Here is a 19,890-nt window from a genome sequence, read left to right as displayed (position 1 = left end):
GCCAAAATCAAATTCAAGGAGGTTTATTGTATGTTTCTCGTTCCTACATTGCGTCGCGCTTATTCACAAGACAGTGCAAACTCTGCGATTAATGGCTTTGAAAACGAACTGGCACGCTGGTTTGGCCGCGCTGTTGAGCCAGGGTTCAGCACGTTGACAGAAAAAGATGGTGTATGGGAAGTTTCTCTGGATATTCCCGGTGTCAGCCGCGAACAGCTGAGCATTGATATTGACGGCCGCAAGGTCAAAATTCAAACCCAAGAAGGTGCCCCGCGCCAGTACGCCAGCGCGTTTGTACTGCCGGCAGAAGTTGATCCGGCCGCATCAGAAGCCAAACTGGAAAACGGCGTTCTGACGCTGAAACTGGCTCGCAAGGTTGAAGAAAAGACAAGTACACAATTGACCATCAATTGATTCTCCTCTCCTGCTATGGCCGCATGCAACCGTGTCATTGCATCGTGGTAACCAGGACTACCCGCATGAATCAAATCATGCGGGTATTTTTTTGCCGCTTAACGCCATGCCAGAGTCCCGATTGACTACAATAAGCCAAGGAGGTTGAAATGAAAGTATGCATATATGGCGCAGGCGCTATCGGGGGCCTGTTTGCTGCCCGCCTTGCGGCTCAGGGACATGATGTCAGCGCCGTTGCGCGCGGGAAAACATTGGCCGCTTTGCAGGCCAATGGCATCGGGCTGCAAAATGCACAGGGAACCCGTTTTTATCCGCTCAATGTGCAGGAAAACCCGGCACAGCTTGCACCCCAGGATCTGGTGGTGATTGCCGTCAAGCAGCCTGCGTTGTCTGCTGTGGCACGCTCTGTGGCGCCTTTGCTTGCCCCTCACACCAAAGTGCTGCTGGCGATGAATGGTGTCCCGTGGTGGTTTTTTGACGGTATGCCAGGCCCCATGGCTGGCGCTACACTGCACAGCATTGACCCCGACGGCGAACTACGCACGTTGATTCCAACCAGCCATATTATCGGCTGTGTGGTCCATATCTCCTGCGTCAACCAGGCTCCCGGCATCACAGAACACCGTTTTGGCGACACGCTCATTCTGGGTGATCCAGCCAGTTCAGGGCAGCCTCCTGCGCAAGCAACACAGGCCATGGCACACATGCTCGGCCAAGCCGGGTTTGATATTCAACTGTCGTCATTCATTCAGCAGGACATCTGGTTCAAACTCTGGGGCAATATGACCATGAACCCAGTTTCTGCCATAACAGGGGCCACCACAGACCTGATTCTGGACGATGAGTTGGTGCGCTCGTTCTGCTCGGCAATCATGCAGGAAGCCGCAGCCATTGGTGAGGCCATCGGCTGCCCGGTTACACAAACAACAGAACAGCGCCATGCCATCACACGCAAACTGGGGGCCATGAAAACCTCCATGCTACAGGATGTGCAGGCTGGCCGCACACTGGAAATTGACGCGCTGCTGACGGTTGTGCATGAAATTGCCAGCCGCTGCAATGTTCCGGCGCCAAACACCGCTGCACTGCTGGGGCTCACGCGGCTGTTTGCACAGGTCAGGGAGTTACGCTGATATTCACCACGGTGATTTTTGTCTGGTACTCATTGCATTTCGAGCGCCCATCGCGGATGCACCTTGAACGAATAGTCAAATTCGGGCTTTGCCACACCGGCCTGTATGCGCAAACCTGCCGCCAGTGCAATCATGGCACCGTTGTCTGTACACAATGACAACTCCGGATAATGCACGCGGATATGACGGCGTGCGCATGCATCATTTAACTGGGAACGCAAGGCCTGGTTTGCGCCCACACCTCCGGCGACCACCAGGCGTTTGAGCCCGGTCTGCTTCAGTGCTTTCAGGCTCTTTTTAACCAGCACCTCCACAATAGCCGCCTGTGTGGCAGCCGCCAGGTCAGCCCGCTGCTCTGAGGACACCTCGCCCGCTGCTTCCAGCTTTTTCTGCTGTGTCAGCACGGCTGTTTTCAGCCCGGCAAACGAAAAATTCAGATCCTTGCTGTGCAGCAAAGGCCGCGGCAAATCAAATGCCAGCGGGTTTCCGCTCTGTGCCATTCTGGCCAGTTCAGGGCCTCCTGGATATGGCAGGCCCAGCAGTTTGGCCGACTTGTCAAACGCTTCTCCTGCTGCATCGTCAATGGTTTCTCCCAGCAGCACATATTGCCCGATGCCGTTAACCTGCATCAACTGGGTGTGCCCGCCAGACACCAGCAAAGCCACAAAAGGAAACACAGGCGGATCAGCACTTAAAAAGGGCGACAGCAAATGCCCCTCCAGGTGGTGCACGCGCAATACAGGCTTGTTCAGCGCAGCCGCCAGCGCACAGGCGTATCCGGAGCCTACCAGCAGCGCACCAGCCAGCCCGGGGCCTTGTGTGAAAGCCACCACATCAATCTGCTCGAGCGAGAGCCTGGCCTGCTCCAATACCATGTGCGTTAATGGCACAACACGGCGGATATGGTCGCGTGAAGCCAGTTCGGGCACAACACCGCCATATGCCTGGTGCATTTGAATCTGGCTGTGCAACGCTTGCCCCAGCAGCGCGGGCACAGGCAAAACACCGGTATCGACCACGGCAACACCGGTTTCATCACAAGAAGATTCAATTCCTAAAACATACATGGCAAAAAACGGCAAAAAATCTGCACCCGTTATTATCAACCATAAACTATTTTGACGAACCCCTGTGGTTACACCGAAACGACATGGCAGCAGCCTCTGAAAACACTTTTTTAACTAGCACAACAACGCTGTTCACAGCAATTCACAGCAAATCTGTCCAAAAATGCGTGCTGAATGTGCTGAGATAGTGGTATGCTCTCAACTGTATGCATGCAACATATTGATGATGTCACCGCCAGTGTGATCGTCAACAGGTATTTCAAGGTGGTTTAATTCATTATGGATTTTGAAAAACGGCTTCAAAACTATCTGCAAAAATACCCTGATGCGCCAGGCGATGTTTTGCTGATTTCGCAATTGCTATTGCGCTCAGCGCAGATGCTCGAACAGCATATCAATGACCTGCTGCAAGCGCAGGACATCAGTCTGCACGAATATCTGGTATTGGCGCTGGTCAGCAGTGAAAACGGCCCATTGCGCCCGACGGAGCTCAGCGAAACACTGGGCATTTCCCGCCCTCAGATTACACGCCTGCTGGACGCGCTTGAAAAACGCGGCTGGATCATCCGCAAACACAGTACGGTTGACCGCCGCTCCCTTTTTTTGCGACTGACAGACAAAGGCCAGGAGCGCTTTGAATCCGCAGCATCTGCCGTTCACAATGCCCATGCCGACAGCTGGCGCAACAACATGAAGCAGTTGCCACTTTTACTCAGTGAGTTCCGGTTACTTTACGATACACTGAAATATAAAAACGGCTAGCGTCAGGGGTCCTGCCGGGGCGGATTCAGCGCCTTCTTCGCCAAGCAGGCCTGCGCCAGAGCACACGCCGCAACCAGAAACAACGCTATCGTCAGGGTACTGGCATGGGCCACAAAACCGATCAAAGCCGGCCCTCCCATCAAACCGGCATACCCTACGGCTGATACCGCCGCAATTGCCTGTGCTGCACTGATGCTGGGCACTTTGATCGCTGCACTGAACAAAATCGGCACCACATTGGCCAACCCGACACCTGACAGCGCAAAACAGACCAGCGCCACGTAAGGATTGCCTGCCAGCAGCATCACCACCATGGCAACCACAACCAAAGAGGCACAAGCGCGCAGCAATGCCGCAGACTCATAACGTGCCCGCAGGCGGTCTCCGACAAATCGGGTTGCCGCCATCGCTGCGGAAAAAAATGCATAGGCCAGCGCAGCCTGATCAACCGGGCTGCCCAACTCCTGCTTCATGTAAAGCGTACTCCAGTCGTACATCGCACCTTCAGCCAGAAAACCCAGCGCGGCCAGCATGCCCAAAAGCAGCACCGCACGCGGAAACAGCAAATGCCGCCTGCCCAGTGGGGTCTGAATCGTTTGCTCCATCATGCCAAAATCGCGCGGCTTCATCCGGTAAGAAACAATGACAGAAAGCACAATCAATGCAGCCATGCATATCAGATGCCATTGTGCCGACATTTGCAACGCCAGCAAACCGGCCCCTAACCCTGCGCCCACCATACCACCCAGGCTGAACATGCCGTGACATGTGCTCATCAATGTTCGCTGGCTTCGCAGCTCCAGCTCCGCAGCCTCCGCATTGATAGCCACATCGGCCAATGTTCCCAGAAACCCAAAACAGATCAGCACACCGATCAGCCCGGGTAACGATGAAAAAACAAACAAAAACACCATCACCAGTGCGGCAGATGCCTGCGTGCACGAAAGCACAAGGCTGGCACCCCAGCGGGCAATCACCCGCCCGGCCATTGATAACGCAAACAAGGCGCCAATACCCGCCCCAAGCAGCAACAGGCCCAAATCGGCCTCGCTGATACCGTAATGCGTCTTCACATTGGGAATTTCGATACCCCAGGCGGCAAACAGGAACCCGCCCATAAAGAAGTGCAGCCAGACCACCCATCTGGCGCGTTTGAACTCTGCCAGATCCCATGTTGGCTTAGCCCCGGCACTGGTTAAATCATTGGTCATTTCTATTGTTTTTCAAATCGGCCATTCTCTAGCCATTCTCAGTTTCAAATCTGCCCCACATGAACAGCACCATTTTACGGCTCAGCCACAAACATTGAAGTTACTTCATGGTGGTTTCAAGTCAAAAACCTGCCATTCTCACCAGAGAACAGCCACACAGACTTTACCGATCTTGCCCGTAGCATTTTTGCACACAGGCCACATTGTATACACAAAATAAAAATGCTATAATGCCGGTTTGCTAGCAATTTGCAGATAAGCAGGAATATGTAAATTCAGTGCTTACTGCATTATTTTTTAAGAATTTCAGTCAGGAATCTATAGATCATATGACCACTATCCGAGTCAAAGAAAACGAACCGTTTGATGTCGCCATGCGACGCTTTAAGCGCACCATCGAAAAGCTGGGCCTGCTCACAGACCTTCGCGCTCGCGAATTCTATGAGAAACCCACCGCTGAGCGTAAGCGCAAAAAAGCTGCCGCAGTCAAGCGTCACTACAAGCGCGTTCGCAGCATGCAACTGCCAAAAAGGCTTTACTGATCTGGTGAAATACCAGCAAGCCTGATGGCCATGCTGCCAAGCCCGCTGCAGGGGACGCCCGAGCGGGCTTTTTCATTGCCGGATCGTTTTTTCTATTTTCAGCGCTCGCCTTATTTCTCACTTCAAAAACCGAAAACAGGCCTGCCACTTTTTATTTGAAGGATAACCATCATGAGCCTCAAAGAACAAATCACCAGTGAAATGAAAGACGCCATGCGTGCCCATGATTCCGAGCGCCTGTCTACCATTCGCATGCTGCTGGCGGCCATCAAACAAAAAGAAGTCGATGAACGCATCACGGTGGATGACGCCATGGTGGTTGTCATTGTGGACAAACTCATTAAACAGCGCAAAGACTCTGTCGCTGCCTATGAGCAGGCGGGACGTTCAGACATGGCCGAAAAAGAAAACAACGAAATCAAGGTATTGCAAACCTATCTGCCGCAAAGAATGTCTGAGCAGGAAGTTGCAGCAGCTGTTGCCAAAATTGTGGCTGACCTGAGTGCCAGCGGCCCTGGCGATATGGGCAAGGTCATGGGTGCCGTCAAACAGCAACTGGCCGGCAAAGCCGATATGGGCATGGTATCAGCCCAAGTGAAAAAAGCCCTGACAGGCGCTTAAAAAGAGAGAAAGAGCGCGCATCCGCTGCGCTCCGCTCTTCACTTCTGTGCATACAGGCCCGGTGAGCCTTATATAGCTTATGTCATGTATGTAAGGCATATACCGGGCTTTTCCATGGCTGCACCTTGTCACAGGGCCATCAGGCATCCTTTTTACGCATGTATTTGAATGTGCCGGTCGCATGTGCCAGTCGCGCGCCTTCAGTGTCACACACCCAGCCTTCGGTAAATGCCAGCGAATGGGTCGCCTGTATCACTCTGCCATGCGCGGTCAGCTTGCCAAGCAACGCCGGTTTCAGGAAACTGGTTTTCATCTCCACCGTCATCACACTGCGCCCTTTTTCGCCCGGTATCGCATGTGGGTCTGCCCGGTGAGCAGCCTGCCCCATGGCCACATCCATCATGGTCATGCTGACACCTCCATGGGCAACCCCGAATATATTCAGCAGTTCCGGGCGCAATTCCAGTTCAACACACGTTTCCCCGTCTTCAAGCTCTCTGAGCTCAAGACCGACCAGTTTAATAAACGGGCTGTTAAGGGTGTATTTGGTGCCGCTTGCCATTTGCTTCTATCTCCTTTTTGATTCTTGTCCTGCTTTTTCCGCAAAAATTTCCTGTTATTTGCCGTCCTGAACATCCAGTGTGTAATGCGCGCCTTTATCCTGCGCCAGATATTTCATCAGCACAGGCAGTGCTTCTTTGAGCTTGCTTTGCAAAATAAACGGCGGATTGATCACAAACATACCACTGGCCACCATGCCCCTGCCTTCTGATGAGGGATTGCGCACCTTGAGCGTGGTATGCAGCCAGCCGCGCCCATGTGTTTCAGCCAGTCGCCTGAGCTTGCCAGGCAACTGATGTGCCAGCGGCTGCGGCACAATCGGATACCAGATCAGGTAAACACCGGTGGCAAAACGCTTGAGCGCATCTGCCATACATTCATGCACCCGCTGATAATCACTTTTCACCTCATACGAAGGGTCCATCAGTATCAGCCCGCGGCGTGAAGGCGGCGGCAGCAGGCTTTTCAGTCCGGCAAAGCCATCTGCAATATTCACCTTGACCTGCCGGTTGTGCTCCAGTTGCCTGACATTACTTTGCAGCAGGCGCTGGTCTGTAGGATGCAGCTCAAACAACTGCAACTGGTCCTGCGCGCGCAAGTTATTCCAGATCAGCATCGGGGAACCCGGATAGGTCTGCAATGGCCCGGCAGGGTTAAAAGCGCGAATTTCCTGCACATAATCAGCGAGCGCCGCTGGCAATTGCGGTGCGTCCCAAAGCCGGGCAATGCCATCCTGCGCTTCCATGCTTTTCTGCGCAAATTCATCATCCAACTGATACAAACCCGTGCCTGCATGGGTGTCCACCACCAGCAAAGCGGTATCTTTGCTGAAAAGGTATTTCAGCGTCTGCAGCAACACCACGTGTTTAAGCACATCGGCATGGTTACCTGCATGAAATCCGTGTCTGTAGCTGAACATAAATAAGGTTTTCCGGCTATGCCATTCTTCAAATGAAAATCAGGGACTGGTCAGGGTTTAGTGTGATGCCCGGCGCGAAAAAGCATCTTTTCCTTCGGCGCATCTTTGTTGTACAGCTTCCACGTGAAGCCCAGTACATTGTCCCCATACGAAATGGCTTTACGCGGCAAAGCCAGCAGATCAAAAGCCGGTGTAGCAGCCCCTCGGTCACAGGTCATCCCGGTCAGGTAGCCGGCACGTTCAGCCGCCAGCATGGTCGTCAGGTTATACGAGCCATAGGGGTAACAGACATGTTCAACCTCCTGCCCCAGTTCCTGTTGCAGGCGCTCTTTGCTCACAGTCAGTTCATGAAACTGTTCCTGCTCAGAAAGTTGCGCCAGATGCACGTGCGAATTGGCGTGGCTGCCAATTGCCACGCCCCGCCTGGCGATTTCACGCAACTGCGCATAATCCATCAGCGGTGGCGTCGGGTGGTTTTCCGCCGCCAGCCACTGGGCCTCTCCCCCCACCATGCCCGCAATCACGTACACGATGGCCGGATAGCCGAATTCTTCCAGAATAGGCAGTGCATTGTCGTAGAAATTGGCACACCCGTCGTCAAACGTCAATACAGCTGCACGTTTAGGCATCGGTATCTGCCCGTTCAATGCCTGCATCATCTCGTGCATGGAAAGCACTTTGATGCCCAGCGCCCGCAGCACTTTCATCTGTGCGCGAAACCTGTCCACATCGCAATAACTGGCACGGTGTGTTTTCATCGGCGCAAACTTGCCGACCTGGTGGTACATGAAAACTGAAATACCACTCATGCTGCACCCCGTCCCTGGCGTGCGGCCATCGCCTGCCTGTACACAGCAACTGTTTTTCCACACATGGCTTCAATGGTGAATTCACGCTCATAGTAGGCGCGTGCCGCTTTGCCACAGGCCATGCGTTTGTGCGGATCACTCATCTGCTCAATGCCATCAGCCAAGGCGTGCACATCTTCACTGGGCACCAGAATACCGGTTTCGCCATCCAGAACCACTTCAGGAATGCCCCCCACACGAGAAGCCACAGCAGGCCGTGCCGAAGCAGCGGCCTCAATCAGGCTCAAACTCAACGCCTCGCGCCGCGAAGGTGCCAGCAACACATCAAACCCGTTCATCAGGTCGGCAATGTCATTGCGCAACCCTAAAAACTTCACTTTCCCCTCAACGCCGCATTCAGAAGCCAAGCGCCCCATATACTCTGCCCAGCCGGTATCATCAGCCCCCACAATCGACAGTTCCATCGGCAACTGGCACCGGTCCCTCAAAATAGCCATGGCCCGTATAGCCAGGTCATGGCCTTTGACATGCTCCACCCGTGAAACCATGCCCATCCGCAGCGGCCTCTCAGGGGTAATGGCTTCATCAGCAGGCCAGATCACTTCAGGCACATCGGTCACCCCCAGATGCACCATATGAACCTGCTGTTCTGACAAGCCCTGTCCCAGCAGAAAGTCTTTGACCGCCTGTGCCACAGCAATCACATGAACACGGCTTTTAAACCATTTGCTGGAGGTGGTTGAGTGCGCCGTCGCCACCGCCGGCAGTTTCAGCCACCAGGCCGCCCAGTCGGCATACCTGCCACCACGCTGCGAATGGCCGTGCATGACAGAAGCCCTGAACTGTTTGGCAAACCGCACAACGCGCCATAAAGAAACAGGATCATACATGCCATTGAGCGGTGCATGGCAGCACGGATAACCTGCCGCCTGCATCTGTTCTCCCAGCCAGCCGTCCATCGGTCCGGCATAGGCAACCGCATGGCCATGCTCAACCAATGCTTTGGACAGCGCTACGACGTGGCGCTCCATCCCGCCCAGTTGATGGCTATGCGCGGTCATGACAATGCGCAGTGGTGATTCCGACGGCTGCTGATTTGACATTTCTTTGTTCAGTGAACCTCTTGCCTGTACATTTTACCGTTTACCCTGCTGCAATTTGGCAAATGCAGCCGCCATAGCCGATTGCGGCGCGCCGGACTGCTGAGAGGATCTTCCTTTCGGTGCATTGGCCTGCCCGTTCGGGTGGTGCCCGCTACGTGCGGCAGTCCCCTGCGGTCTTTTTTGCGCCGGCTCGCTCAGTTTCATCGTCAGGCTGATGCGTTTACGCGCCATATCCACTTCCAGCACCTTGACCCTGACCACATCACCGGTTTTTACCACTTCACGCGCATCCTGCACAAACCGCTCAGAAAGCTGACTCACATGCACCAGGCCATCCTGGTGCACACCCAGATCAACAAAAGCGCCAAATGCGGCCACATTGCTGACTGTACCCTCCAGAACCATGCCTTCTTTCAGGTCGGCAATATCCTCCACGCCTTCGCTGTAGCGCGCCACCTTGAAGTCAGGACGCGGATCGCGGCCGGGTTTTTCCAGTTCACCCAGAATATCCTTGACCGTAATCACACCAAAATGCTCGTCTGCAAACAGCTCGGGTTTGAGCGTTTTTAACACGTCTGAACGCCCCATGACCTCGGTAATCGGCTGATTCAGGCTGGAAAGAATCTTCTCCACCACCGGATAGGTTTCCGGGTGTACGCCCGAAAAGTCCAGCGGATTATCGCCTCCCCTGATGCGCAGAAAACCGGCCGCCTGTTCAAATGTTTTGGCCCCCAGGCCGGATACCTTCATCAACTGCTTGCGGTTCTGGAAAGCGCCGTGCTCATCGCGCCATGCCACAATCTTGCCTGCTACCGTGCCAGAAAGCCCTGAAACACGTGCCAGCAATGGCGCTGACGCCGTATTCAAATCCACCCCAACCCGGTTCACACAGTCTTCCACCACAGCGTCCAGGCTGCGCGCCATTTCGGTCTGGTTCACATCGTGCTGGTACTGTCCCACGCCAATGCTTTTAGGTTCAATTTTGACCAGTTCCGCCAGCGGGTCCTGCAAGCGCCGTGCGATACTGACAGCACCGCGCAGGCTAACATCCAGTTCTGGCAACTCTTTGCTGGCATATTCGCTGGCCGAGTAAACCGAAGCACCAGCTTCGCTGACCACCACCTTGTCAATCTGTGCCTGCGGGGCTATTTGTTTCAGGCGTTTAATCAGGTCGGCAGCCAGCTTGTCCGTTTCACGGCTGGCAGTACCGTTGCCAATGGCAATCAGGTTCACACCATGCGCCGCGCACAAGCGTGCCAGCGTATGCAGCGAACCCTCCCAGTCACGCTTGGGCTCATGCGGGTAGACCGTTGCCGTTTCCAGCACCTTGCCGGTATCACTGACCACCGCCACCTTGACCCCGGTGCGAATCCCCGGGTCCAGTCCCATCACCACACGCCTGCCTGCAGGCGCGGCTAGCAGCAAATCACGCAGGTTTTCGGCAAATACCCTGATGGCCACCTTTTCAGCCTCTTCGCGCAGGCGGGCAAACAGATCGCGTTCCAAGCTTAATGACAGCTTAACCTTCCATGCCCAGGTAACACACTTGCGCAGCAGGTCATCGGCAGCCCGCTCCTGGTGGCTCCAGCCCAACACACGCGCAATGTGACCTTCAGCCATAGAAAGTTGCCCCGGCTGCGGCTCTTCTGGTTGCACCAGTTTGGCATCCAGAATATCCAGCGACCTGCCCCGGAAAACAGCCAGCGCCCGGTGTGAAGGTACTTTATGGATTGGCTCTTCATAATCAAAATAATCACGGAATTTCGCCGTTTCCGGATCATTTTCATTTTTGCCGCTCAGCAACTGGCTTTTCAGCAGGCCGTTATCCCACAGCCATTCACGCAGTTGCCCCACCAGCGCTGCATCTTCAGACCAGCGCTCGGCCAGAATATCGCGCACACCGTCCAGCACTGCCTGGGCATCAGCAAAACCGGCATCTGCATTGATGAAGCCAGCAGCTTCCTCCTGCGGATTCAAAGCCGGGTTCTGCCAGAGCTTGTCCGCCAAAGGCTCAATCCCAGCTTCACGGGCAATCATCGCTTTGGTACGGCGCTTGGGTTTATAGGGCAGATACAGGTCTTCCAGCTCCTGCTTGGTCGGCGCGGCTTCAATCGCTGCACGCAGCTCATCGGTCAGCTTACCCTGCTCTTCAATGCTCTTGAGCACGGCGGCACGCCGCTCCTCCAGTTCACGCAGGTAGCCTAAGCGGCTTTCCAGATCACGCAGTTGTGTATCGTCCAGCCCGTCTGTTGCCTCTTTACGGTAACGGGCGATAAAAGGTACTGTTGCGCCTCCATCAAGCAGCCCTACGGCTGCCACCACCTGAGCCTGGCGCACCTTCAGTTCAGCGGCAAGCTGTGTCAAAATTTTCTGATCAATCATGTAATCCGTTACAAATAGAATACCCTGTCACAACGGACAGAAAAGGGCTATTCTACCTGCCCAGACGCAAGAATGCACATCCTCTTGAACACCGGCCCAATGAAAAGGCACGCATTTTCACAATAGACTTTATTTGACTGCGCATGCATGCAACAAGGCCCAAATTCTTTTAAATTCTGTAGCTTAACACGGTACATTGAATATCAGCCAACATTATCACATGTAACAAATCAATGAGATGAGTCTTCAGCTTTTAAAACCTTCATTTTTTAAAAGCCAAAAATTTTTAAATCCAAATATCCGGCGGAATTGACGCTGGCTGTGATGATTAGGCTGCAACGCCAGTTGCTGGCGCAGTGTTTCATTTTCAAAATCCAGCAACCGCAGTTGCTGCTCCAGCCGCTTAATCTTTTTAGCGGACTCTTCACATATATCGGCTGAACGCAACACATATTGCATTTTTTGTGGCTGCCCGCTGGACGCTCGTTCAAACTGAAAATGCCCTAAACACCATTCAATTTTGCGTGAAATGGCCTCGATATCATCATAACGGATCCAATAGCGGGTCAACAGATAAGCAATGACCTGCTGTTGATAAAGGGTCTGACCGGGCTGGTCAAATGCAAATGCAGCTTCAAGCTCGTCCAAGAAATTCACCTGAATGCACGCCTGCTGCCATTCATTCTGCCCCATTGCATAAACCGGTTTTCCAGCAATCAGGGCCTCCAGCCCGACGCCAGAATTGAATACCAAAACAGATTGACACTTTTGAATCAGATGCTGCACATTCGCATCGATTATTTTGACGTAAGGATTATCAAAAAATATGGTTTGCAGTTGATTTATCTTTGTTTCCAGATTCTTCGTGCGGGGATGAATCTTGAGCACGAGGTGCGTTTTGCACTTTTGTGCATAAAAGGCGGCTTTTTTAATGCTTTCAAGCAAATCAAAACGGTAAAACTGGGTCACCGAATCATCAACCAGTTGTAACGGGAAAAAAACAAAGCGGGCTGGCAACTCTGCCTGATGAGCAGGCTGCTCATATTTTGAAATCTGGCAACCAAAAATCTGCTGCTGAAACCGGGCAATTGACGCCTGTGCAACATCCGGTGTGATGGCCCTGATAGCCTCTTCATACTTTTGGGGATGCTGCGCAATGTCTGCTGCCCCGGAATATCCACAGGGGTCAATCGCAAAAAGCGAAACCACCGGCGCCTCCTTCACACTCCAGACATTGGGGTTGCCTTTTTGAATGGCATGGTGTGCAAAAACAATTTCCCCCGGCTCAGGAAATCTGGGGCAACTGTATGAATCCGCATTAACCTTGAAAAACTCAATCGGCACCGCTGACTTGCATGTCAGAACACTGACAAAATTGAAAAAAAACGCATAAAACGGCGAATTGTCTTTTTGTTGTTGTGCTGAATAAAGGTATGCAGGGAATTCAAGCCTGATTTTTGAAATTTTGGAACTTTTCATCACAACTTATATGCCCAATTGAGTTGGTGGATTGGCTGTCTCATAATTCTTGAATGTGCTTATAACGAATGGCAAAACAACGCTCAGCACACTGGGCAGATTTTGAGCCTTCACATATATTCAATTTGTGTTTTTTGTGTAAAGTTTTGTAAAGCTGCGAGACACGCAAAGTTCACTTACAAGAGCATAAAGACAAGGTTTACAGTATCAGCAAAAAAACCTCCCCTGCCCGGAAATACACGTGGGTGCACCTAAGAAAAACACATTGCAGATTTCAAGCCCTGCAGGCAGACCTGAAACAGAATGAAGTATTTTTATTGTCAAACCTATATTTATGAATCACTTTAACTATTTTATATATCAAATTGAAATATATTAATAATTAATAAATAAATTTTCTTCTGAAGCACTCATCCATGCCTGTCTTAGCAGGTCAAAATCCGGATCCTGTGCCTTCAAGGACAACTCGGAAATAGCAGCCCTGGCATCATTTATCTGCCATCCGGGTGAATTCAAAATCCTCCAGGATCCAGCCAGGTCCTCTTTTTTCAGATGCGATGCAAAAACTTCTTTTAAAAACGCCGATCTGCCTGAGCTTCGATTTTTCTCAAAACTGGCAAAATCGCAATCAAATTCACTGTCTGGAGTGATGTATTTTTGACCGAAATGCCCATCGTACATCATAGGGTCAGCCTTGCACGCAATCAAAGGTGGGTTACATGTAAAGCTGGAGAGTTTTAGCAACCCCGCTGGATCATCTCCACTTTCATTGGTCAATTCATCTAATTCAGTAAGGTGATCAACTGTTATAAATTCCGCAAAATCCTCAATCTCTTTAGTCACACCGTCCTGTTCCGTTATGGCATTGACAAGGATATAGTCGAAAAATTGTTCATCTGTGCGTGCTATTTCATAAGCTTGCATTACTTCTACATACAGCAGCACAAAACCGGGCTCGCACTTTGTAAACCAGTGCTTCCACAGCCCCAAATAAGCTGGACTGCCCCCGTCTGCAGCAATCGGAATTAGCGCAGGCGGGAAAAGGTACCACTCCGCAGGGCTTTTCCACGTTGCCAAAGGCAACTGAACCCGCCCTATGGCGCAATTTATAACCCTCTGATCGATACACAACCGTTTCATCAGTTGTTCATACAGCGAATGAACCAATATACTTTCCTTCAAAGGACAGAATCAAGCAGATGCACGCCCCATCAACGACCTGCTTCGACTGATAAACACTCTAACCAGTGCGTTGCGACAAAATAAGGCCGATTCATAACTGACAAAGTAAGCAGACCGCACGCGCCTCCATACTCAATCCCTCGCCAACAGGCCCCAGCTTTTCAGCCGTTTTGGCTTTGACATTCACCTGCACTTCATCGCACTCAAGTATTTGTGCAAGCTGTGTACGAATCAGCGGCATATACCCTGCGAGCTTAGGAGCCTGGGCCACGATAGTTGAATCCACATTCACCAGATACCATCCCTGTTCCCTGACTTTTTTCAGCGCTTCGTGTAACAGCAGCGCAGAGTCGGCCCCCTGATATTGCGGATCGGTATCTGAAAAATGGCGCCCAATATCCCCCAATCCAGCGGCCCCCAGCAGCGCATCAGTAATGGCATGCAACAGCACGTCGGCATCTGAGTGGCCCAACAGCCCTTTATCGTACTCGATGCGAACCCCACCCAGTATCAACGGGCGCCCCTCCACCAGGCGGTGCGTATCCCAGCCTTCCCCTATACGAAGATTCACCATGCTTTACTCCCTTTTACCCTTTTTCTGCACCCGTATGCAGACCAGACTTTTTGAGGCGGCGCATATGAAAAATGGCTTCAGCGCGTTCAAAGTCCTGCGGATAAGTCAGTTTAAAGTTATCCGCACTGCACGCAACCAGCCTAGGCTTGAGACCCAGCGCTTCCACCGCGCTGGCTTCATCGGTCACCTCCAGCCCCTTGGCCTCAGTGTCATCCAGCGCCTGCTCCAAAAGGCCTATTCTGAACATCTGCGGCGTTTGAGCCAGCCATTTATCCTGCCGGCTCACGGTCGCCACGCTGTGGCCATCATGACCTTGTTTCAATGTATCCGGTACCGGCTGGGCCAGAAGGCCACCCACATCGTCATCTTTACAGGCATCAATCAGCATTTGCACCCATTCGGGCAATATCAGGCAACGTGCGGCATCGTGTACCAGAACCCAGTCCCGATCTGCCGCACCATGCGCCCGTAATGCGCTCAAGCCGGCCCGGACACTTTCAGCCCTGGTTTTTCCACCGGTGGGGGTCACAATTCCCTGAAAACCTGCCGGCGCATAACTGCCAAACAACTGGTCAGAAGGTGCAATCACAACTGAAATCGCCTCTACGCCTTGCACCTGCATCAGTGCCTGCAACGTGTGCGCAATCAGAGGCTGGCCTGCCACCGGCATATATTGCTTGGGCAACTGGGCACCAGAGCGTGAACCCGATCCGGCACAGGGCATCACAATCCATATTTTACTTGAAGTATTCACTATATTTATATGATTTTAAATATATTTACAAATTTTTATAAACAAACTAACCAGGCCATTGGCATGTTCAACACATCACACAGATCCGGTTTAAAATGTATTTGATTCTTTGTTGAAAATCCCTGCTGTCAAAATACCCTGCAAGGACTTTGACATGCTGAACACCCCCCGGTCAAACCGACACGGGGGTATACGCGCTATTGTAAAGACAAAACTTTCATGCAGTTACCCAACCTTACACCAGGACACCGTTTCACTCTGCCGCAACCTCCTGCAAGCAGCGATTCGGCATTGCTTGCCACATTGGCATTGCAGCAAAAGCAGTATCAGCAACGACTGGCAATCGTCACGGCCGACCCCATCAATACGCAGCGGATTGCCGATGAACTGATTTTTTTTGCACCGGAACTGCATGTGAGCATTTTCCCCGACTGGGAAACACTGCCTTATGACAATTTTTCACCACATCAGGAGCTGATTTCCGAACGCCTGTCCACTTTGTGGCAAATCAGCCAGAGCCAGGCCGATGTTGTACTGATTCCTGCCACAACGGCACTTTACCGTCTGGCTCCCCCATCATTCCTTGCTGCATATACCTTTTCTTTTGAAAAGGGGCAAAAACTCGATGAAGCCAAACTCAAGGCACAATTAACGCTGGCCGGTTACGAACACGTCAGCCAGGTGGTCTCACCTGGAGAATACACGGTGCGCGGCGGGCTGATAGACCTCTTTCCCATGGGGTCGACCGTCCCCTACCGGGTTGACCTGTTTGATGACGAGGTCGACTCCATCCGAACCTTTGACCCCGACACCCAGCGCAGCCTGGACATGGTGCCAGCCGTCAGGCTGCTGCCTGGACGTGAATTTCCGATGGATGAGCCTGCGCGGCTGCATTTTCGTTCACGCTGGCGTGAAAAGATGGAAGGTGATCCGACCAAAAGCCGTATTTATAAAGACATGGGCGAAGGCATTGCCAGTGCCGGTATTGAATACTACCTCCCGTTGTTCTTTGACCAAACAGCAACGGTGTTTGACTACCTGGGCACGCAGACCACACTGGCCCTGCAAGGCGACCTGGAAAGTGCGTTCATCCGCTTTTGGCAAGACACACGCGAGCGTTACCACCTGCTGCAAGGCGACCGTGACCGGCCCGTGCTGCCGCCCGAAGAACTGTTCCTGAAATCAGAGCAGTTCTACCAGCTTGCCAACCAGCACCGGCAACTGGCCCTGAGACCGGCAGAAAAAAGCGCGGCAGAACCAGCTGAACATGCATCGTGGGTACAGGGCTTGCCCAATTTGAGTGCGCAGCGCGGCGCGGAAAAACCGCTCAAGCCACTGATACAGCATATAGAGGCCTCTCAGCAACGCTGCCTGATTGTGGCCGAATCAGCCGGACGGCGTGAAAGTCTGCTGGAAATGCTCTATGACCACCGCCTGGCCCCAGTCAATGTGGAAAGCCTGAGCGAGTTTGAAAGCCGCCCGGACCAGGTCGGCATTGTGATTGCCCCACTTGCGCAAGGATTTTCATGGCTGGAAACCGGCATTGACCTGATTACCGAAAACGAAATTTTCAGCAGCAGCGGTGGTGTGGGTGTGCGCCGCCGCAGGCGCAAAGGCCAGAGCAGCAACGTTGACAACATGGTGCGCGACCTGGCTGAACTGCAACCTGGCGACCCGGTGGTACATGCTGCACACGGCATCGGGCGGTATCAGGGCCTTATCACCATGGACATGGGCGACGGCCCGGCCGAGTTTCTACACCTGACCTACGCTGACGATGCCACATTGTACGTTCCAGTTGCACAGCTGCACCTGATTGGCCGCTACAGCGGCGTCAGCCCGGAACAGGCGCCGTTGCACCGGCTGGGCTCCAACCAGTGGGAGAAAGCCAAACGCAAAGCCGCCGAGCAGGTGCGCGACACTGCCGCTGAACTGCTGGCGCTTTATGCACAGCGCAGCGCCCGGGAAGGCTTTGCCTTCCGTTTTTCTCCCGCAGACTATGAAGCCTTTGCAGCCAGCTTTGGCTTTGAGGAAACCCCCGACCAGCACGACGCCATTCACGCCATCATACAGGATATGGTCAGCCCGCAGCCAATGGACCGGCTCGTGTGTGGTGATGTGGGCTTTGGTAAAACAGAAGTCGCATTGCGCGCGGCATTTCTTGCCGTCAGCAATAACAAACAGGTTGCCTTCCTGGCACCGACCACCCTGCTGGCAGAACAGCATTTCCAGACGCTGAGCGACCGTTTTGCCGACTGGCCGGTCAAAGTCACCCAGCTTTCGCGCTTTCGCACTGGCAAGGAAACCAGCGCCGCGCTCAAAGGCCTGGCTGAAGGCAGCATCGATATTGTGGTGGGAACGCACAAACTGCTGTCTCCCGATGTGCAGTTTAGCAACCTGGGGCTGCTGATTATTGACGAAGAGCACCGTTTTGGCGTTCGGCAAAAAGAAAAAATGAAAGCCATGCGGGCTGAAGTTGATGTGCTGACACTGACGGCCACCCCCATTCCACGCACACTGGGCATGGCGCTGGAAGGCATACGCGACCTGAGTGTGATCGCCACAGCACCACAACGGCGGCTTTCCATTAAAACCTTTGTACGCACCGAAGGCCCCGGCATCATTCGTGAAGCGTTGCTGCGCGAGCTCAAGCGCGGCGGACAAGCCTACTTTTTGCACAACGACGTTCAAAGCATCGAAGGCCGCAAAAACATGCTGGAGCGGCTGGTGCCCGAAGCACGTATTGCCATTGCCCACGGGCAAATGCACGAACGTGAACTGGAACGTGTAATGCGCGACTTTGTGGCGCAGCGCTACAACGTGCTGCTGTGCTCCACCATCATTGAAACCGGCATTGATGTGCCCACGGCCAATACCATTGTCATCAGCCGGGCCGACCGCTTTGGCCTGGCGCAACTGCACCAGTTGCGCGGGCGTGTCGGGCGCTCCTACCACCAGGCCTATGCCTACCTGATGGTCAACGAGATGGAATCCCTCACCCGCCAGGCACACCAGCGGCTGGAAGCCATTCAACAGATGGAAGACCTGGGATCGGGATTTTACCTGGCCATGCACGACCTTGAAATACGCGGTGCTGGCGAAATACTCGGTGAGCACCAGAGCGGCAACATGACCGAAGTCGGTTTCCAGATGTATAACGACATGCTGGCCGAAGCAGTACGGGCGCTTAAAGCCGGTGAAGAACCAGACCTGCTCTCGCCCTTATCCGTGACCACGGAAATCAACCTGCACACCCCCGCACTGCTGCCTGACGAATATTGCAGCGATGTGCATGCACGGCTTTCCATTTATAAACGCCTGTCCAATGCCGGTACGTTTGACCAGGTCGACGCCATCATGGAAGAAATTGCCGACCGTTTCGGCAAACTCCCGCCACCAGTTTATGCACTAATCGATACGCACCGCCTGCGCATCCTCAGCAAAGCCTACGGCATCACCCGCATAGACGCTGGGCCGGAAACCATCTCCATCCAGTTCAGACCCAATCCACCGATAGATGCTGCCAGAATCATCCATCTGATTCAAAACAACCGGCACATCAAACTGGCCGGACAGGACAAACTGCGCATCACCCAGAAAACCGAAGACGCACACGAACGGATGCAGGTGGTGCGGGATTTGTTGAAACAACTGGGAACACCTTTGAAACTGAACACAAAGACTTTGGAAAAAACAACAGGATCAGCATAATGCCCAATGAACCTACCCCATACCGCCAGATACGGGCTGTTTTCAATGATACAACCATCCGCGTGTATCAGGCCTATTCAGACCCGATTGCAGATTCCGCACTGAAGCACGGCACATTCGTTGCCCCACCATTCAAAATGGAGCGCATGACCTGGATAAAACCTTCATTTCTGTGGATGATGTACCGTGCCGGCTGGGGATTAAAAGATGAAAACCAGAAACGCATACTGGCGATTGATATCACACGCGAAGGTTTTGAATGGGCCTTGCAGCACAGTTGCCTGAGCCACCCCGAAGAAAATATGAGTCCACAAGAGTGGGAACAGATGAAAGAAGAGAACCCCGTCCGTATTCAGTGGGACCCGGAACGCAACCTGATGCTTGAAGCATTGACATACCGGTCTATCCAGATCGGGTTAAGCAAAGAAGCCGTACCGCTTTACGCGCGCGAGTGGATACAAAAAATCACTGAAGTCACACCGCTAGCCCATACCATCCGCACACTCGTACAGGCAGGCCGACTTCAGGAAGCCAAGGGAGCATTGCCGCCAGAACAGCCCTATCCAGTACAACCGTTTATGGACTGAACTCCACCTGCAAATGTCTGTCCATGCACACTGATTGCTTTTGAGCCTGTTTCAGCTCAATCCCATAGGTCGAATCCCC

General features: G+C 53.0%; 18 protein-coding genes. 7 read left to right on the top strand and 11 right to left on the bottom strand.

Going from position 1 to position 19,890, the window contains the following annotated elements; all coding sequences use genetic code 11:
- Window positions 1–30: 30 nt before the first annotated feature.
- On the top strand, window positions 31–414 hold the full coding sequence (locus AACY98_RS13010) for an Hsp20/alpha crystallin family protein (protein WP_126977916.1): 384 nt from the start codon (window positions 31–33) through the stop codon (window positions 412–414).
- A gap of 149 nt (window positions 415–563) precedes the next feature.
- Window positions 564–1,547 (top strand): 2-dehydropantoate 2-reductase, encoded by a 984-nt coding sequence (locus tag AACY98_RS13005; protein ID WP_339805666.1) that lies wholly within the window; start codon window positions 564–566, stop codon window positions 1,545–1,547.
- 29 nt (window positions 1,548–1,576) lie between these two features.
- Here AACY98_RS13005 and tsaD read toward each other — a convergent pair whose 3' ends face one another.
- Complete coding sequence (gene tsaD, locus AACY98_RS13000) at window positions 1,577–2,614, bottom strand: tRNA (adenosine(37)-N6)-threonylcarbamoyltransferase complex transferase subunit TsaD (RefSeq protein ID WP_339805665.1); 1,038 nt, start codon at window positions 2,612–2,614, stop codon at window positions 1,577–1,579.
- A 279-nt stretch (window positions 2,615–2,893) separates the two neighbouring features.
- Here tsaD and AACY98_RS12995 point away from each other — a divergent pair, with 279 nt between their 5' ends.
- The gene (locus tag AACY98_RS12995; protein WP_126977920.1) at window positions 2,894–3,376 is read left to right on the top strand and encodes a MarR family winged helix-turn-helix transcriptional regulator; all 483 of its coding nucleotides are present in this window, start codon (window positions 2,894–2,896) and stop codon (window positions 3,374–3,376) included.
- Window positions 3,377–3,378: 2 nt separating this feature from the next.
- Here AACY98_RS12995 and AACY98_RS12990 read toward each other — a convergent pair whose 3' ends face one another.
- Window positions 3,379–4,587, bottom strand: a complete 1,209-nt coding sequence (locus AACY98_RS12990; RefSeq protein WP_339805663.1) for an MFS transporter — start codon at window positions 4,585–4,587, stop codon at window positions 3,379–3,381.
- A gap of 329 nt (window positions 4,588–4,916) precedes the next feature.
- On the opposite strand from AACY98_RS12990, the gene rpsU reads away from it, so the two are divergent.
- Both rpsU and AACY98_RS12980 read left to right on the top strand, forming a co-directional pair.
- A complete protein-coding gene (gene rpsU / locus AACY98_RS12985; RefSeq protein WP_126977924.1) occupies window positions 4,917–5,129 on the top strand; it encodes a 30S ribosomal protein S21 in 213 nt (70 codons plus the stop codon).
- Window positions 5,130–5,300: 171 nt separating this feature from the next.
- Entirely contained in the window at window positions 5,301–5,750 is a 450-nt protein-coding gene (locus tag AACY98_RS12980) for a GatB/YqeY domain-containing protein (RefSeq protein ID WP_339805661.1), read from the top strand.
- 139 nt (window positions 5,751–5,889) lie between these two features.
- Here AACY98_RS12980 and AACY98_RS12975 read toward each other — a convergent pair whose 3' ends face one another.
- The 9 genes from AACY98_RS12975 to ispD all read right to left on the bottom strand — a co-directional run bounded on the left by AACY98_RS12975 (window position 5,890) and on the right by ispD (window position 15,513).
- Entirely contained in the window at window positions 5,890–6,312 is a 423-nt protein-coding gene (locus AACY98_RS12975) for a PaaI family thioesterase (RefSeq protein ID WP_126977928.1), read from the bottom strand.
- Between the two features lie 54 nt (window positions 6,313–6,366).
- Window positions 6,367–7,230, bottom strand: coding sequence for a 23S rRNA (adenine(2030)-N(6))-methyltransferase RlmJ (locus AACY98_RS12970; protein WP_339805658.1), 864 nt, complete (start codon window positions 7,228–7,230; stop codon window positions 6,367–6,369).
- A 50-nt stretch (window positions 7,231–7,280) separates the two neighbouring features.
- Entirely contained in the window at window positions 7,281–8,039 is a 759-nt protein-coding gene (locus AACY98_RS12965; protein ID WP_339805656.1) for a polysaccharide deacetylase family protein, read from the bottom strand.
- The gene (locus AACY98_RS12960; RefSeq protein ID WP_339805654.1) at window positions 8,036–9,142 is read right to left on the bottom strand and encodes a glycosyltransferase; all 1,107 of its coding nucleotides are present in this window, start codon (window positions 9,140–9,142) and stop codon (window positions 8,036–8,038) included. The genes AACY98_RS12965 and AACY98_RS12960 overlap by 4 nt, the downstream gene beginning before the upstream one ends.
- 33 nt (window positions 9,143–9,175) lie before the next feature.
- Window positions 9,176–11,524: a Tex family protein gene (locus AACY98_RS12955; RefSeq protein ID WP_339805652.1), complete on the bottom strand. Its 2,349-nt coding sequence runs from the start codon at window positions 11,522–11,524 to the stop codon at window positions 9,176–9,178.
- A gap of 246 nt (window positions 11,525–11,770) precedes the next feature.
- The gene (locus AACY98_RS12950) at window positions 11,771–13,003 is read right to left on the bottom strand and encodes a hypothetical protein (RefSeq protein WP_339805650.1); all 1,233 of its coding nucleotides are present in this window, start codon (window positions 13,001–13,003) and stop codon (window positions 11,771–11,773) included.
- Between the two features lie 375 nt (window positions 13,004–13,378).
- Window positions 13,379–14,170: a hypothetical protein gene (locus AACY98_RS12945; protein WP_339805648.1), complete on the bottom strand. Its 792-nt coding sequence runs from the start codon at window positions 14,168–14,170 to the stop codon at window positions 13,379–13,381.
- Between the two features lie 106 nt (window positions 14,171–14,276).
- A complete protein-coding gene (ispF, locus tag AACY98_RS12940) occupies window positions 14,277–14,756 on the bottom strand; it encodes a 2-C-methyl-D-erythritol 2,4-cyclodiphosphate synthase (protein ID WP_339805846.1) in 480 nt (159 codons plus the stop codon).
- Between the two features lie 16 nt (window positions 14,757–14,772).
- Window positions 14,773–15,513, bottom strand: coding sequence for a 2-C-methyl-D-erythritol 4-phosphate cytidylyltransferase (gene ispD / locus AACY98_RS12935; RefSeq protein ID WP_339805646.1), 741 nt, complete (start codon window positions 15,511–15,513; stop codon window positions 14,773–14,775).
- 219 nt (window positions 15,514–15,732) lie between these two features.
- On the opposite strand from ispD, the gene mfd reads away from it, so the two are divergent.
- Together mfd and AACY98_RS12925 are read left to right on the top strand one after the other, a co-directional pair.
- Window positions 15,733–19,224, top strand: coding sequence for a transcription-repair coupling factor (gene mfd / locus AACY98_RS12930; RefSeq protein ID WP_339805644.1), 3,492 nt, complete (start codon window positions 15,733–15,735; stop codon window positions 19,222–19,224).
- Window positions 19,224–19,811 carry a DUF4291 domain-containing protein gene (locus tag AACY98_RS12925; protein WP_339805642.1) on the top strand — a complete coding sequence of 196 codons (588 nt, stop codon included), beginning with the start codon at window positions 19,224–19,226 and terminating at the stop codon, window positions 19,809–19,811. The genes mfd and AACY98_RS12925 overlap by 1 nt, the downstream gene beginning before the upstream one ends.
- Window positions 19,812–19,890 lie beyond the last annotated feature (79 nt).

The organism is Saezia sanguinis (assembly GCF_963921665.1).
Taxonomy (GTDB): Bacteria; Pseudomonadota; Gammaproteobacteria; order Burkholderiales; family Burkholderiaceae_C; genus Saezia; species Saezia sanguinis.
Note: the sequence above shows the minus strand (reverse complement) of the source record. Positions and strands in the feature narration are given on the sequence as shown.